This window comes from Rhizobium sp. NZLR10, assembly GCF_019685125.1.
Classification (GTDB): domain Bacteria; phylum Pseudomonadota; class Alphaproteobacteria; order Rhizobiales; family Rhizobiaceae; genus Rhizobium.
Genome location: NZ_JABDWE010000025.1, coordinates 1 through 14,089 on the forward strand (window position 1 = coordinate 1; position 14,089 = coordinate 14,089).

Genomic DNA, 14,089 nt, shown 5'->3' on the forward strand with positions numbered 1-14,089 from the left:
AATAAGCCGATATGGCCAGAAAACCCGCCTCAATCGGCCAAAATCCCACCGCACGACAGCCAGTCTGTAAAAAAATCAGACCCACAGCAAGCAACTGCGCCAACGCAGAGCGAATTTCAGCAGCCTGCTAGTTGTTCTCATGGCCGGACCTCCCGGTTGCGGGCAATCGACCGGATATAGAAGATGCCGAAGACCAGGCAGAAGGCGAATGTGATGACGGCCTGGGTCATGGCGTTCAGCGGGTCGTTCATGTCGGCGAAGGTGCGCTGCATGAACGGCCCCATCATCTCCGGCGATGCCGGGCCGAGCACATAGGGAAGGGTGAAGGCGGAAAAGATGCCGAGCACCGCAAAGGAAGCAGTGACCAGCAGGGAATTGCCCATGCGCGGCAGAATGATCGAGACGAAGACCCGAAGCGGCCCTGCGCCGACGTCGCGGGCGGCCTCGATGGCGCTGTTCGAAACCGAGGAGAGGCCGGCCGTCAGCATCAGCACCGTCAACGGAAGATTGTCCCAAACGAGGCCGATCACCGGTCCCCACGGCGTCAGATAGGGCGTGCGCAGCTTGGGCAGGCCGACGGCGTTCAGCAACAGGTCGACGGTGCCGTTCGGCCCGATGGTCCTGATCAGCGCATAAGCAAGAATGATTGACGGCACGAACATCGGGAAGATCGCAAGAGCCTGCACGTAGGCAGCAAGGCGACCTTGCGAGAAGCGAAGGTAAAGCGCGATCGGAAGGCCGATCGCCAGAAGCAGAATGCCACAGACGGCGGTGGTCCACAGCGTCAGCCATAGATTGCCGAGGCTGTAGCCATCGGAAAAGAAGAAGCGGTAGGAGGCGAGCGAGAACTCCGTCGCGCCCTCAGGGCCTCGAACCAAAATCGTGCCGACGACCGCCGAAAAGATCGGGAAGATGATCAGCCATCCAACCAGGAAGACCGGCAGCGCAACGAGGAGGAGCCCGAGGAAGCTCCTCCTGTCGATAGATTGGTGACGGCGCGGTGCCGCCAGCGCGGTATCGGCGGACATCAGGTGCGGCTGATGCCCGGCGCGACGTTGCGATACCAGCCGTCGTTGATCGCCTTTTCCCAATCGCCGCTCGGGAAGGTGGGGATGGTCGACGGAATGACGTCAGCATATTTCTTGCGCAGATCGTCGGAGATATGGTCCCAGGAGATGGCAGGGAAGCCGCCGATCTGGGTGATGATCGCTTCCTGCATTTCCTTTGTCAGCATGAACGCGGCAAGCTTCAGCGCCGCATCCTTGTTGGCGCCGTTCGAGAACACCGTGATGCTGGAGAAGCCGCCGCAAAGGGCGAGATCGCCAAGCTGCACCAGGCCGGTCGTCTCGGGCAGTACGCCCTGCGAGATCGCCTGCAGCACCTGGTCCGACCAGACCGGCACCATGGTGACGACACCCTGGGCAAGCAGCTGGATCGACTGGGTATTGCCTGATGTATAGGCGCCCTTGTCGTAGAGCGAAGGGGCGAGATCGTTGAGCAGCTTCCAGGCCGGCGTCAGCGCCTTGGTGCCGTAGTCCACGGTGAAATTGTCGACCTTGAATTTCTTCGGATCGCGGCCGTTCACCTCATGAATTGCGCGGCGAACGAAGTTGCTGCCCGAACCGCCCTTGTCGGGTCTGTTGTAGATGAACTGGCCCGGGTGGGCCTTGATCCAGGTCGTGAGCTGATCCCAGCTTTTTGGGGCATCCTTCGGGTCGAGCTTGGCCGTGTCGTAGGCGAGCAGCACCTGCGAGCCGCGATAGGGAAGCGAGTAGGGGGTATCGAAGGCCAGTGGATTGATGTGGTCGTAGCCTTCGATGTTTTCGGCTGACAATTTCACCCAGAGGCCGGCATCGATACCACCCGCCGGCAAACGCGGATCGAACTGCTCGAAAAGGTCAGCCTGCGGATCGGTCTTCGTCTTCAGCGCTGCGAGCGCGCGGTCGGCGATGGCGCGCAGGCCGTTATTATCGCCGGCATCGGTCACCTTCAGCGGGAGTTCGGGATGCGCCTTTTCGAAGGCAGGGCGGATGATGTTGTTCCAGAGGTCGACGATATTGGCATCCGAACCGCTATAGAGGTCGATCGTGCCGACTGCCGCCGATGCGAAGCGCGGGAGAGCCAGAAGACCCGCCGCAGCCGACGATGTGATCAGAAATTCACGCCTATTCATAACCGTCTCCATCAGGTGTCGAGGCTCTGCCTCGGCGGATTGTCGGAGGCCTTGCTAGCGCCGGCGCGTAACATCGACATGACAGGACCAGGCTGTTCGAAAGGAAATTGCACAGCTGTGCTTATTTCCGCTGTGTGGAAATCGCGGGCCGGAGATACTATCTCTTGGCAAACAAGGAGACATCCAATGACCGAAGAACGTGCAGTGCTCGCCGGTGGCTGCTTCTGGGGCATGCAGGACCTCATCCGCCGGTACAAGGGCGTGATTTCGACCCGGGTCGGCTATTCCGGCGGCGACGTGCCGAATGCCACCTATCGCAACCACGGAAACCACGCCGAGGCGATCGAGATCATCTTCGATCCCGCAAGGATCAGCTATCGCGAAATCCTCGAATTTTTCTTCCAGATCCATGACCCGAGCACGCGCAACCGCCAGGGTAATGACGTCGGCGCGAGCTACCGCTCGGCGATCTTCTACGCCAGCCCCGAGCAGGAGCGTGTTGCCAAGGATACGATCGCCGATGTCGACGCATCCGGCCTCTGGCCCGGCAAGGTCGTCACCGAGGTCGTGCCGGTGAGCGATTTCTGGGAGGCCGAGCCCGAGCATCAGGATTATCTGGAGCGGATACCAAACGGCTACACCTGCCATTTCGTCCGGCCAGGCTGGAAGCTGCCGGTCCGCCAGAAGATCGCCTGACGCTTTTACATACATGCCGGCATCAGAGCCGGCATGTATGAGGCGACGTCTTCCATCTATCATCGCGCAGTTGGGCCGGAGCGCCACCCGCCGCATCACCTTCCTCGACGAGCAGCAGGCCAAGCGCGAAAACCGCTCCATCGATGACGTCGTCGCCGAAAGCACTGGCAGCATTCCGCTCGGCCGTTATGGCCGGCCGGAAGAATATGGCAATTTCGTCGCCTTCCTGGCGAGCGAGCCTGCCTCCTATCTGACCGGATCGGTGATCCTCGTCGATGGCGGCATGATCCAGAGCATCTGACAGAAACCGGATTGGACACGAGAACCGATGGCCCTTAGCACTGAAGCGATTGCAACACTCAAGGCCGTCTCGACGGCGACATTGACGACCGTTCTTCTAAAGAAAGGCTTGCGCAATGTCTGGATCCGCGGCGCCGTTCCGTTAAAGCCCGGCCAGCCGCGCATCGTCGGCCCGGCCTTCACGCTCCGCTTCGTTCCGGCCCGCGAGGATCTGGCGACGCCGGCATCCTGGGCCTCGCCGATCTCGACGCGCGCCGCGATCGAGGCGATGCCGGAAGGCTGCGTCGCCGTCGTCGACGCGATGGGCGTGACCGATGCCGGCATCTTCGGCGATATCCTCTGCGCCCGCATGCAGAAGCGGGGTGTTGCCGCACTTGTCACCGACGGCGTGGTGCGCGATCTTGCCGGCGTGCTCGACACCGACCTGCCGGTCTGGTGCCGCGGCGTCGCGGCACCTCCCTCGGTTGCCGGCCTCACCTTCGTCGCCTGGCAGCAACCGATCGGTTGCGGCGGCGTCGCGGTCTTTCCCGATGACATCATCGTCGTCGACCAGGACGGCGCGGTGCTGATCCCGGCCGATTTGCTCGAGGCTGTGCTGGCGGAAGCCCTGGAACAGGAGCGCATGGAAGCCTGGATCATGACCAGGATCGATGACGGCGTGCCGCTGCCCGGCCTCTATCCGATGAACGCCGAAACCAAGGCGCTCTACGAGGCTTCGAAGAAATAATCTCCAAGCCAGTGCGAATGGAAAGGGGTCGCTGCCTCGCGACCCCTTTTTTGTTTTGGCGCAGACAGAAGTCTGCTCCGGTAAGCCGCCCCCGCACTTCAATAACGCGGCGCGTAATCCAAACCGCCGTCGATCCGTGCCGGGCGCCCGTCCAGGAAAAGCTCGCCGATGCGCGGCGCCGAGCGGGCGATGACCTTGCCGCGACGGATCACCGCCAGCCGGTTCGGCTTCAGCCGCAGCGCTTCCAGCGTGTCGCTCGCCTGGAGGATGACGAGGTCGGCGTTACATCCCTTTTCCAGGCCGTAACCTGCAAGCCCCATCGTCTTTGCCGAATTGACCGTCAATGCGTCGAAAATCCTCTTCTTGTCGTCGATGCCGGCCATCTGCGCGACATGGATCGCCATATGGCCGACCTCCAGCATGTCGCCCGACCCCATCGAATACCAGGGATCCATGACGCAATCGTGCCCGAAGGAGACGTTGAGCCCCGCATCCATCAATTCCCTAACGCGGGTCATGCCGCGGCGTTTCGGATAGGTGTCGTGGCGGCCCTGCAGCATGATGTTGATCAGCGGATTGGGGATGACGTGGATCTCGGCCTCCGCCATCAGCGGGATGAGCTTGGAGACATAATAATTGTCCATCGAGTGCATCGAGGTCAGATGCGAGCCGGCGACGCGCCCTTTGAGCCCGAAGCGGATGGTTTCCGCAGCCAACGTCTCGATATGGCGCGAGAGCGGATCGTCGGTTTCGTCGCAATGCATATCGACTGGCAGGCCGCGGTCGGCAGCGATGCGGCAGAGCGCCTCGACCGAGGCCGTACCTTCGCCCATCGTCCGTTCGAAGTGGGGAATGCCGCCGACGAGGTCGACGCCCATGTCGAGGGCGCGGTTGAGAGTGTCGATCGCGCCGGGTGAGCGGTAATAGCCATCCTGAGGAAAAGCGACCAATTGCAGATCGATATAGGGCGCGACCTTTTCGCGAACCTCGATCATCGCCTCGACGGTCACCAGTCTGGGATCGCTGGTGTCGACGTGGCTGCGAATGAAGAGCAGCCCCTGCGTGACCGCCAGGTCGCAATAGCGCAACGCACGATCGACCAGCTCTTCTTTTGTCACGATCGGGCGCAACTCTCCCCAGAGCGCGATTCCTTCAAGCAGCGTGCCGGATACATTCATGCGCGGCAGGCCAAGCGACAGGGTGGCGTCCATATGGAAATGCGGGTCGACGAAGGGCGGGCTGACCAGCCGACCTGTCGCGTCGATCTCTTCCCCCGCCTGCGCCTGGAGATTGCGCTCGACAACGACGATCTTGCCGCCCTGGATGCCGATATCGATATTCTTTGAGCCATCGGGGAGATTTGCATTTCTGACGATCAAATCGAACATCGGAACCTCATTGGATGTGGGCGGTTTCAGCGTTCGCCGCGTCGATAGGGCTGCATCAGCGCCTGCGGCACGCGGGCGCGGCGGGCCATGACGGCAAGAGCGGCAATGGAAAGGATATAGGGGGTCATCAGGAAAAGCTGATAGGGCATGAGCCCACTCAGCGCGGTTTGCAGCCGAAGCTGAAAAGCGTCGAAGAAGGCGAAGAGCAGGGCGCCGAAAAGCGCGCGACCGGGGCGCCAGGAGGCGAACACGACGAGGGCGATGCAGATCCAGCCGCGTCCCTGCACCATCGTCGGGAAGAAACTGTTGAATGCCGACAATGTCAGGAAGGCCCCGCCCATTCCCATCAGCGCGCTTCCGGCAATCACCGCGCCATAGCGCACCTTCATTGGATTGACGCCCTGGGCTTCCGCCGCATGCGGATTTTCGCCGGTCATGCGGATCGCAAGCCCCACCGGTGTGCGGAAGATGATGTAGGCCATCAGCAAGGCGATAATGATCGCGAGATAGGTCGGCGCCGTCTGCGTGAAGAAGGCCGGCCCGATGAAAGGCAGGGTCGAAAGCCCAGGAATGGCGATCGGTTGGAACGGCACGATGGTGGGTGGCGTATTGGCAAGCGGCACGATCAGCCGGAAGACATAATAGCTGAAGCTGGAGGCAAACAGCGTGACGCCGAGACCGGAGACATGCTGGGAGAGGCCGAGCGTCACCGTTAGCGACGCGTGCAGCAGGCCGAAGACGCCGCCGGCTATGCCAGCTATCAGAAGGCCGGTCCAGAGATCGGCGCCGTGATAAACGGAAAGCCAGCCGATCATCGCGCCGAAGGTCATGATGCCTTCGATGCCGAGATTGAGCACGCCGGCCCGTTCGCAGAGCAAGGCGCCAAGCGTGCCGAAAATCAGCGGCGTGGCGATGCGCAGGATTGCCGCCCAGAGCCCTGATGAAGCGATGATGTCGAACAGTTGCATCATCGCCGGATCCTGTATTGGGTGAAGAACAATGCGATCAGCATCGTCAGCAGCGACAACGCCACCGTGACATCGGCGATATAGGTGGGGATGCCAAGGCCTCGGCTCATGCCGTCCGCGCCCACAAACATGGTTGCCGTGAAAATGGCGGCGAAGACGACACCGAGCGGATTGAGGTTGGCGAGCATCGCGACAACAATGCCGGAATAGCCGAAACCCGGCGATAGATCGGTCGTCACGTAGCCCTTGACCCCCATCACCTCGATCGCTCCCGCGAGCCCCGCAAGCCCGCCGGACAGGCAGGCGACTTTCACCAACGTTCTGCCGAGCGGCACGCCGGCGAAGATCGCACCGGTGGGATTGAGGCCGGCGGCGCGCGACTGCATGCCGAACACGGTTCGGGACTGAACAAAATGAACGACGACAGCCAGCCCGATCGCGATCGCAAAGCCGATATGCAGGCGTGAGCGGGCGATCAATTTCGGCAGCATGGCATGATCGCTGACGGATTGCGACTGCGGCCAGCCGAAGGCGAGCGGGTCCTTGAGAACGCCGTCGATCAGCATCGAGACGAAGAGCACGGCGATGAAGTTCAGCAGCAGGCTGGTGACGACCTCATCGACCGAGAAGCGCAGCCTGAGCCAGAGGGGAATGAGAATGAGCACCATGCCGGCAATGGCGCCGATCAGCAGCAGGAGCGGAATGAGAATGGGTGCCGGAAGATCGCCCAACAGTTTCGAACTCGCCGCGGCAACGGCGATGGCGCCGAGATAAAATTGGCCCTCGGCGCCGATATTCCAGAGCCGCGCCCGAAAAGCGACGGCGGCGGCAAGCCCCGTCAGCATCAGCGGCGTTGCTCGCGTCAGTGTTTCGGTCGCCGACAGCCGCGAGCCGAAAGCACCGATCAAGATACGCCAATAGGCATCGAGCACCGGCGCGCCGGCAATGGCGATCAAGATGCCCGCCAGCGCAAGCGCTGCGATCACCGCGATGACGGGCGTGACGATCAGCAGGTACAGCGGACGGTGTTCGCGGCGCTCAAATCGCATGGCTGGTCTCGTGGGTCTCTTGCCATTCGCCGGTCATCATCAGCCCCAGCCTGCGGGCATCGGCGTCTTCGGCCTCGACGGGCGATGATAGGCGGCCACCGACGATCGCCTGTATACGGTCGGCGAGCGCGATCACCTCGTCGAGGTCTTCGGAGATCAGCAGGACGGCGGCGCCCTGCCGGCGGGCTTCGAGCAGGCGCGCGTGCACGGCGGCCACGGCCCCTTCGTCGAGTCCACGTGCGGGCTGCGCGGCGATCAGGATACGCGGCCGCCGATGCAGGTTGCGGCCGAGAATGAGCTTCTGCATATTGCCGCCGGAGAGCACCCGGGTACGGATGGCTGGCCCGCCGCCACGGACATCGAACCCGTCGATGATCTCCCTGGCGAAGGCCATGCCGGCCTTGCGGTTGACAAAACCGAGGCGCGAGAAGGCCGGTGAGGCGAGGCGCTCCAGCACGGCATTTTCCCAGATCGCCATCTCGCCGATCACGCCCTCCTCATTGCGGTCTTCAGGAATGCGGCCGATACCGGCATCGACGACATCGGCGACGCCGAGATCACCGACGGCCTCCCCGAACAGAAGAAGGTCGCCGCCGCTACGCGCCAGCGTGCCGGAAAGAAGGTGCGCCAACGCCGCCTGGCCATTGCCCGAAACGCCGATGATGCCGAGGATCTCGCCCTGGTGCAGCCGAAAGCTGATCGATTTCAACCGATCGATGCCGTCGATGCGCACCGTGACATCGGCGGCTTCAAGCGCAACCGCGCCGGGCGTCGGCGGCTCGCGCACCGGCCGCGTCACGCGGCGGCCGACCATCAGTTCGGCAAGTTCGGCCTTGCTGGTTTCCGACGCCTTGCGTTCGGCGACCATCTTGCCGCCGCGCAGCACGACGATGCGGTCGGCTGCCGCCATCACCTCGTCGAGCTTGTGGGAGATGAAGATCAGCGACAGGCCCTGGCGGGCCATCTCCTTCAAGGTCGTAAACAGCCGTTCGGCCTCGATATTGGTCAGTACCGCCGTCGGCTCGTCGAGGATCAGGATGCGGGCATCGTTATAGAGCGCCTTGAGGATCTCGACGCGTTGCTGCTCGCCGACCGACAAGTCGCCAATACGGGCATCCGGATCGACCTTGAGGCCGAAGCGCTCGGAAATCGCCAGGAGCTTCTTTCGCGCCGCTGATGTTCCCGAGCGCCAGACCCACAGGCTTTCGGTGCCGGTCATGACATTTTCGAGAACGGTCAGATTGGGTGCGAGCGAGAAGTGCTGATGCACCATGCCGACGCCGGCGCGGATCGCCGCCCGCGGCTTGCCCTGCGGCACCTCCAGACCCTCGATCAGAATCCGGCCGGCATCGGGCATGTAATGGCCGAAAAGGATGCTCATCAGCGTGGTCTTGCCGGCGCCGTTTTCGCCGAGCAGAGCGACGACCTCACCCTTGGCAAGCGTCATGGAGATATCGTCATTGGCAAGATTGCCGCCGAAGCGCCTGCTGACGCCGATAATTTCCAGCACAGGTCCGGTCATGACGGCAATCCCGCGACCGGAAAACGGTGCTGCCATCGCGCCTGGGCCTCCAGGCGTGCGGCAAGCGACAGCAGGCGTGGCTCGTGACCCATCGGCGCCATGATCTGCACCGGCAGCGGTATCGCATGCTCATCCTGTCCGAAAGGCAGCGTCAAAGCAGGAAAACCCGAAATATTGGCGAGGCAGGCAAGCGGCGCGAATGCCGTCATCCGCTCGAGATGCAGATCCGTGTCGCCATGATCGGACGGAAAGGAGCCGATCGCAAGAGGTGCAGACGAGAGCATCGGCATCAAGATGCAATCGACCCTGTCGAACAGCGCCCAGAGGTTATGGCTGACCAAGACGGCGTCGTTCAGCGCGCTCCAGAGCATGGTGGCGGGAAGCGACCGTCCGCGCGCCGCGAAAGCCTGCGTCAGAGGCTCGGCCCTGCTTTCATCAAGAGCCGCCGCCTTGATCAGCGCCGCAAGGTTGACGGAGACGATATCGGCGAAGGCGCGGCCGCTTGAAGTGACGCTCCGTTCGAACTCAGCCCAGCTCAGCGGAACGAGCTCGTGTCCGTCGCTCTCAAGAGCACGAGCCGCATCCTCAACGGCTGCGAGCCGATTGCCCTCGGTCGGATAGACCGATCCGGTATCGGCCAGCAGGCCGATCCGCAAACGGCCGTTGCCGATATCGACAGGAGAAGGATCCGGAAATGGCCCTCGTGAACTGCCGCTCAGCCTATCGAATATTCGCGCGGTATCCCGCACCGAGCGGCAAACCGCGAGTTCGCTGGCGATGCCGCCGAGGTGATTGCCGAAGGATGGTCCGCCCGGCATGGCGCCGCGTGTCGGCTTCATTCCGACAAGGCCGCAGCAGGCTGCGGGCACGCGGATCGAGCCGCCGGCATCGGTGGCATGCGCAATGGCGACGATACCGGCGGCAACCGCCGCCGCCGCACCACCGGAAGAGCCGCCTGCGGTTCGTGCCGGATCGAGCGGATTGCGGCAGAGCGGTCCGATCGCCGGTTCGCTGGCAAGCGACAGGCCGAATTCCGGGCTCGTCGTCAGGCCGAACAGGCAGAAGCCGGCGTCGCGGAAACGGGACGCGAGATCGGAATCTGCTTCGCCGCCTTTTCTTTCGAAGAGGCGGGACCCGGCCGCTACCGGCAGGCCGGCGAAAGGCCCGCCAAGATCCTTCGCCAAGGTCGGTACGCCGGCAAAGGGCCTGATGGAAAAGTGTTCGGGCTCACTCCGCCGTTCCCCGTCGCGGGCGTCTGCCGAGGCTCGGCCCATAGCGGCATCGACATAGGCGATCGCGCCGAGCGGCTCCTGCCGTCCGGCTGCCTCAAGAGAAGCCAGCATCGCCTCGGCAGCGCTCAGGCTGCCATGCCTGATCGCTGCCGCCAGGTCGGTTGCATCGCCCTGCATGAGCCGGATTACTTCGGCTCATCCATCATCTTCGGAACTTCGAAGGTGCCGGCCTTGATCTCCGCCCGCTTGGCTTCCATCGCAGCCTCGGCTTCAGCGGGCGCCACACCCTTGACGAAGACGATATCACTGCCGCCTTCCTTCATCAGGCCGTAAGACGTGTAGTTCCTGCCGACCGGCTTTCCGGCAGCGACATCGGCGATCGCAGCGTTCAGGATCGGGCGGAAGTACCACATGGCGTTGGCGAACACCGTATCCGGGTAGCGCGGCGTATAGTCGATCAGCGAACCGACAGACTTGATGCCGCGCTCCTTGGCGGCATCGGCCGTGCCGATACGCTCGCCGAATAGGATGTCGGCGCCGGCATCGATCTGGGCAAGACCGGCTTCCCGCGCCTTCGGCGGGTCGAAGAAGGTGCCGATGAACGAGACGAGGTGCTTGGCGTCGGGATTGACGGCCTTGACGCCCGCCGCGAACGCATTGATCAGCATGTTGACTTCGGGGATCGGAATGGCGCCGACCGAACCAACAACATTCGACTTAGTCATTTTGCCGGCCAGCATGCCGGCAAGATAGGCGCCGTCATGGTTCCAGGTGCCGAAGACGCCGAAATTGTCGCCTGCCTGCTCGCCGCTCGAACCCAGCACGAAAGCGGTGTCGGGATAATCGGCTGCGACCTGCCTGGCCTCTTTCTCCACCGCGTAGGCTTCGCCGATGATTAGCTTGTTGCCCTGCTCGGCATATTCTCGCATGGCGCGCGGATAATCGGTGCCGGAGACACCTTCGGAGAAGACGTATTCGATGGCACCTTCCTTGGCTGCGTCCTGCAGGGCCTTATGCAGGCAGGAGTTCCAGGCATTTTCGACCGGCGACGCATGAATGCCGGCAACCTTCAGCGGCGCGGCAGCTCTCGCCAGCGGGGCAAAGCCGCTGACGCCGAGCGCAATGCCCGACGCGATCACTGCCCGGCGTGAAATCAGGATGTCTTTGGTCATTGACTGCTCCCCTTTTTTACCGTTTGGTTCAAAAATCATAGGTAGCGCCCAAAAATGTGTCAAGCGTCGAATGGGCTTAAAAATCAGGCTGTTCGATCCATTGCCCGTGTTCTTCAGCCGATTTTTCCGAACTCGTGTGGTGTCGCGGTTTGGCCGAAAGGACGCGGCATGGCGTGCTCAGCCGCCGGCTTCTTAAGCGGTCAAGGCTCGATGGTGAAAAGCGCGCTCTTTCAGCGTCAGCGAGAGTGACACTGGGCCGAACATACCGGGCGTGACGGCTTGGCGCGACGACATCGGCAGGATATGCAAGGGGATCGGGTTGGGGAAATGAAAATGGGGCAAGAAGAGGACGCCTCGCGGCGGCCGATCGCGAGCCGGTCGTCGTCTTGGGCGATCGGCATGAGCGCACGGCTGGCGCGCACCGGCGTCACGCCGAACCGCATTTCGTTGCTGTCGATCCTGTTTGCCGGCATCGGCGCGGCGCTGATCCTGCTTACGGCACATCCGATCGCCATGATCTGTGCTGCGATCTCGGTGCAACTGCGGCTCGTCTGCAATCTGCTCGATGGGATGGTCGCGATCGAAGGTGGCAAGAAAACCAAGAGTGGACCGATCTACAACGAATTCCCCGACCGGATCGCCGACAGCCTGCTTCTTGTTGCCGCCGGCTATGCCTGCGCCTTTGCCTGGCTTGGCTGGCTTGGTGCGCTGCTCGCAGCATTCACCGCCTATATCCGGGTCTTCGGCGGAGCGGTCGGCCTTCCTCAAGACTTCAGCGGCATCATGGCCAAGCAGCGCCGCATGGCGGTGCTGACGGCGGGGCTCGTTGCCCAAAGCATCGAGACGCTGATATCCGCCAGCCATTGGTCGCTGATCCTGGCCTCGGCCATCATCGCAGCCGGCAGCCTGGTCACCTGCATCACGCGCACGAAAACGCTTGCCCGCTCGCTGGAGAGATTATGATCGCTCTCATTCGTCGCCTTCTCGTGCTGTTCGTCCGAATCCTGGTCGGCGCCCGAAGCGAATGGCGGGGCTGTGCGCCCGACACTCGCCGCCGTATCTATTTCGCCAATCACAACAGCCATGTCGATACGGTCGCCGTCATGGCAGCCCTGCCGTATCAGGTGCGGCGGCTGACCCATCCGGTTGCGGCGCGCGACTATTGGGGAAAGAGCGCCTTTCGGCGCTTCATCGCTGAAAAAGGCCTGCGCGCCGTCCTGATAGACCGCAAGCCGCTGCCGGACAGCAATCCGCTGGCGCCGATCGAGCGCCTGCTCGAGGAGGGGCGCTCGGTGCTGATCTTTCCGGAGGGGACGAGAAGCGCCACCGAAGAAATCGCCCCATTCCGCAGCGGCATCTATCGCCTCGCCTGCCGTTTCCCCGATGTCGATCTGGTCCCGGTCCATCTCGACAATCTCCAGCGCATCCTGCCCAAAGGAAGCATGCTGATCGTCCCGATCACCTGCACGGCGCGTTTCGGCAAGCCGTTGCGCGTCGAACCGGGCGAGGGAAAAGACGCCTTCCTGGCCCGCGCCCGTGCCGCGGTCATCGAGCTCGCGGACGGGGGACATATCGCATGACCAGCCTTTTCTCGATCGTGCTTGCCGCGATCCTCGGCCTGCTTGCCGTCGCTTCCGCGATCGGCTTCATTCTGCAGCGACGCGCAACCGAGCCCGGTTCCGTCGCCACCGTCCAGAACCTCAACGCCCGCATCCGCTCCTGGTGGATCATGGTCGCAGTGTTCGGCGGTGCGATCCTGCTTGGCGAGACGGCCACGGTCATCCTGTTCGCATTTCTGTCCTTCATGGCGCTCCGCGAATTCTGGACGCTGACACCGTCGCGGCGCGGCGATCACCTGGCGCTGTTCCTGTCCTTTTTCGTGGTTCTGCCGGTGCATTACGTGCTGCTCGGGACCGAGTGGTACGGTCTCTTTGCCATCTTCATCCCGGTCTATGCCTTCCTGATCCTACCGGCAGTGGCGACCTTGACCGGTGACGTCAACGAATTCCTGGCGCGCAGCGCCAGGGTGCAATGGGGATTGATGTTGACGGTCTATTCGATCAGCCATGCCCCCGCACTACTCATGCTGCAGACCGGCACGCCGTCGGCGCTTCTGCTGGTCTATCTGGTCATCGTCGTGCAGCTCAGCGACGTCTTCCAGTATGTCTGGGGCAAGCTCTTGGGAAAGCATCGCTTCTCGCCGAACATCAGCCCATCGAAGACACTCGAAGGCCTGATTGGAGGCGGCGCCTCGGCCATCCTTCTGGGAACACTGCTCTATCGCCTGACACCGTTTTCGCCGCTGCAGGCGGCGGCCGTCAGCACGGTCATCGTCGTCGCCGGCTTCTTCGGCGGCTTCGTGCTCTCGGCGATCAAGCGCGACCTCAACGCCAAGGACTGGGGCTATGTGATTGAAGGCCATGGCGGCGTGCTCGACCGCCTGGACTCCATAACTTTCGCCGCACCGCTGTTCTTCCACATCGTCCGCTATTGGTTCACCAGCTGAGGCGGATATCCGAAAGCATGCGGCCGATCATTCAACCCGGTCGATGTCTTCGAGGCTCTCGAACAGCCGGAGCTGGACCTCGCGCTCCTGCCTGCCGATAGCCGTCATCAGCTTGTCCATCGTTCCCCGCAGATCATACAACTGGTCGATCAGGTCAATGACGACATCGACGCCGGCTTCGTTGATCCCCATGTCGCCCATCAGATCCTGAATGAGCCTGGCGCGGGCAACGTCGGCGTCGCGAAACCATCGCCTTTCGCCGGACGTCTCGGGAATCAACCAGCCCTGTTCGATCCAGAAATCGAGCTGGACGACATCGATTTTCAAGTAAAGACGGAATTCGAGATCATCCATGA

The 14,089-nt window shown here is 62.6% G+C and carries 14 protein-coding genes and 1 pseudogene; 6 read left to right on the forward strand and 9 right to left on the reverse strand.

Annotated features, from left to right (window positions below):
- Positions 1-137: 137 nt before the first annotated feature.
- Together HJB82_RS28715 and HJB82_RS28720 are read right to left on the reverse strand one after the other, a co-directional pair.
- Positions 138-1,028 (reverse strand): ABC transporter permease, encoded by an 891-nt coding sequence (locus HJB82_RS28715; RefSeq protein ID WP_221116175.1) that lies wholly within the window; start codon positions 1,026-1,028, stop codon positions 138-140.
- Positions 1,028-2,173: an extracellular solute-binding protein gene (locus HJB82_RS28720; RefSeq protein ID WP_221116174.1), complete on the reverse strand. Its 1,146-nt coding sequence runs from the start codon at positions 2,171-2,173 to the stop codon at positions 1,028-1,030. Before HJB82_RS28720 ends, HJB82_RS28715 begins: the two co-directional genes overlap by 1 nt.
- 186 nt (positions 2,174-2,359) lie before the next feature.
- On the opposite strand from HJB82_RS28720, the gene msrA reads away from it, so the two are divergent.
- From msrA to HJB82_RS28735, 3 genes and pseudogenes are all read left to right on the forward strand, one after another.
- Positions 2,360-2,869, forward strand: a complete 510-nt coding sequence (gene msrA, locus HJB82_RS28725) for a peptide-methionine (S)-S-oxide reductase MsrA (RefSeq protein WP_221116173.1) — start codon at positions 2,360-2,362, stop codon at positions 2,867-2,869.
- Positions 2,870-2,942: 73 nt separating this feature from the next.
- Positions 2,943-3,170, forward strand: a pseudogene (locus HJB82_RS28730) (SDR family oxidoreductase); the annotation flags it as partial.
- Between the two features lie 27 nt (positions 3,171-3,197).
- Positions 3,198-3,896 carry a ribonuclease activity regulator RraA gene (locus HJB82_RS28735; RefSeq protein ID WP_207585706.1) on the forward strand — a complete coding sequence of 233 codons (699 nt, stop codon included), beginning with the start codon at positions 3,198-3,200 and terminating at the stop codon, positions 3,894-3,896.
- 98 nt (positions 3,897-3,994) lie between these two features.
- Here HJB82_RS28735 and HJB82_RS28740 read toward each other — a convergent pair whose 3' ends face one another.
- The 6 genes from HJB82_RS28740 to HJB82_RS28765 are packed head-to-tail and all read right to left on the reverse strand — an operon-like array spanning position 3,995 to position 11,227.
- The gene (locus tag HJB82_RS28740) at positions 3,995-5,284 is read right to left on the reverse strand and encodes an amidohydrolase family protein (RefSeq protein WP_221142178.1); all 1,290 of its coding nucleotides are present in this window, start codon (positions 5,282-5,284) and stop codon (positions 3,995-3,997) included.
- A gap of 26 nt (positions 5,285-5,310) precedes the next feature.
- The gene (locus tag HJB82_RS28745) at positions 5,311-6,255 is read right to left on the reverse strand and encodes an ABC transporter permease (RefSeq protein WP_207585708.1); all 945 of its coding nucleotides are present in this window, start codon (positions 6,253-6,255) and stop codon (positions 5,311-5,313) included.
- Positions 6,252-7,301, reverse strand: a complete 1,050-nt coding sequence (locus HJB82_RS28750; protein ID WP_207585709.1) for an ABC transporter permease — start codon at positions 7,299-7,301, stop codon at positions 6,252-6,254. Before HJB82_RS28750 ends, HJB82_RS28745 begins: the two co-directional genes overlap by 4 nt.
- Positions 7,291-8,823, reverse strand: coding sequence for an ABC transporter ATP-binding protein (locus HJB82_RS28755; protein ID WP_221142197.1), 1,533 nt, complete (start codon positions 8,821-8,823; stop codon positions 7,291-7,293). Before HJB82_RS28755 ends, HJB82_RS28750 begins: the two co-directional genes overlap by 11 nt.
- A complete protein-coding gene (locus tag HJB82_RS28760) occupies positions 8,820-10,232 on the reverse strand; it encodes an amidase (protein ID WP_221116170.1) in 1,413 nt (470 codons plus the stop codon). Before HJB82_RS28760 ends, HJB82_RS28755 begins: the two co-directional genes overlap by 4 nt.
- Before the next feature lie 8 nt (positions 10,233-10,240).
- Positions 10,241-11,227, reverse strand: a complete 987-nt coding sequence (locus HJB82_RS28765) for a BMP family protein (RefSeq protein ID WP_164010930.1) — start codon at positions 11,225-11,227, stop codon at positions 10,241-10,243.
- 333 nt (positions 11,228-11,560) lie between these two features.
- Here HJB82_RS28765 and HJB82_RS28770 point away from each other — a divergent pair, with 333 nt between their 5' ends.
- The 3 genes from HJB82_RS28770 to HJB82_RS28780 are packed head-to-tail and all read left to right on the forward strand — an operon-like array spanning position 11,561 to position 13,733.
- The gene (locus HJB82_RS28770; protein WP_221116169.1) at positions 11,561-12,190 is read left to right on the forward strand and encodes a CDP-alcohol phosphatidyltransferase family protein; all 630 of its coding nucleotides are present in this window, start codon (positions 11,561-11,563) and stop codon (positions 12,188-12,190) included.
- Complete coding sequence (locus tag HJB82_RS28775; protein ID WP_221116168.1) at positions 12,187-12,807, forward strand: 1-acyl-sn-glycerol-3-phosphate acyltransferase; 621 nt, start codon at positions 12,187-12,189, stop codon at positions 12,805-12,807. Before HJB82_RS28770 ends, HJB82_RS28775 begins: the two co-directional genes overlap by 4 nt.
- Positions 12,804-13,733: a phosphatidate cytidylyltransferase gene (locus tag HJB82_RS28780; protein ID WP_221116167.1), complete on the forward strand. Its 930-nt coding sequence runs from the start codon at positions 12,804-12,806 to the stop codon at positions 13,731-13,733. The genes HJB82_RS28775 and HJB82_RS28780 overlap by 4 nt, the downstream gene beginning before the upstream one ends.
- A 27-nt stretch (positions 13,734-13,760) precedes the next feature.
- Here the strand turns inward: HJB82_RS28780 and HJB82_RS28785 are convergent, their stop codons facing one another.
- The gene (locus tag HJB82_RS28785; protein ID WP_207585714.1) at positions 13,761-14,087 is read right to left on the reverse strand and encodes a chaperone modulator CbpM; all 327 of its coding nucleotides are present in this window, start codon (positions 14,085-14,087) and stop codon (positions 13,761-13,763) included.
- Positions 14,088-14,089: the final 2 nt, after the last annotated feature.

Coding starts and splice junctions, on each gene's coding strand:
- HJB82_RS28715 (WP_221116175.1), bottom strand. CDS start 1,028: ATGTCCGCCGATACCGCGCTGGCGGCACCGCGCCGTCACCAATCTATC.
- HJB82_RS28720 (WP_221116174.1), bottom strand. CDS start 2,173: ATGAATAGGCGTGAATTTCTGATCACATCGTCGGCTGCGGCGGGTCTT.
- msrA (WP_221116173.1), top strand. CDS start 2,360: ATGACCGAAGAACGTGCAGTGCTCGCCGGTGGCTGCTTCTGGGGCATG.
- HJB82_RS28735 (WP_207585706.1), top strand. CDS start 3,198: ATGGCCCTTAGCACTGAAGCGATTGCAACACTCAAGGCCGTCTCGACG.
- HJB82_RS28740 (WP_221142178.1), bottom strand. CDS start 5,284: ATGTTCGATTTGATCGTCAGAAATGCAAATCTCCCCGATGGCTCAAAG.
- HJB82_RS28745 (WP_207585708.1), bottom strand. CDS start 6,255: ATGATGCAACTGTTCGACATCATCGCTTCATCAGGGCTCTGGGCGGCA.
- HJB82_RS28750 (WP_207585709.1), bottom strand. CDS start 7,301: ATGCGATTTGAGCGCCGCGAACACCGTCCGCTGTACCTGCTGATCGTC.
- HJB82_RS28755 (WP_221142197.1), bottom strand. CDS start 8,823: ATGACCGGACCTGTGCTGGAAATTATCGGCGTCAGCAGGCGCTTCGGC.
- HJB82_RS28760 (WP_221116170.1), bottom strand. CDS start 10,232: ATGCAGGGCGATGCAACCGACCTGGCGGCAGCGATCAGGCATGGCAGC.
- HJB82_RS28765 (WP_164010930.1), bottom strand. CDS start 11,227: ATGACCAAAGACATCCTGATTTCACGCCGGGCAGTGATCGCGTCGGGC.
- HJB82_RS28770 (WP_221116169.1), top strand. CDS start 11,561: ATGGGGCAAGAAGAGGACGCCTCGCGGCGGCCGATCGCGAGCCGGTCG.
- HJB82_RS28775 (WP_221116168.1), top strand. CDS start 12,187: ATGATCGCTCTCATTCGTCGCCTTCTCGTGCTGTTCGTCCGAATCCTG.
- HJB82_RS28780 (WP_221116167.1), top strand. CDS start 12,804: ATGACCAGCCTTTTCTCGATCGTGCTTGCCGCGATCCTCGGCCTGCTT.
- HJB82_RS28785 (WP_207585714.1), bottom strand. CDS start 14,087: ATGGATGATCTCGAATTCCGTCTTTACTTGAAAATCGATGTCGTCCAG.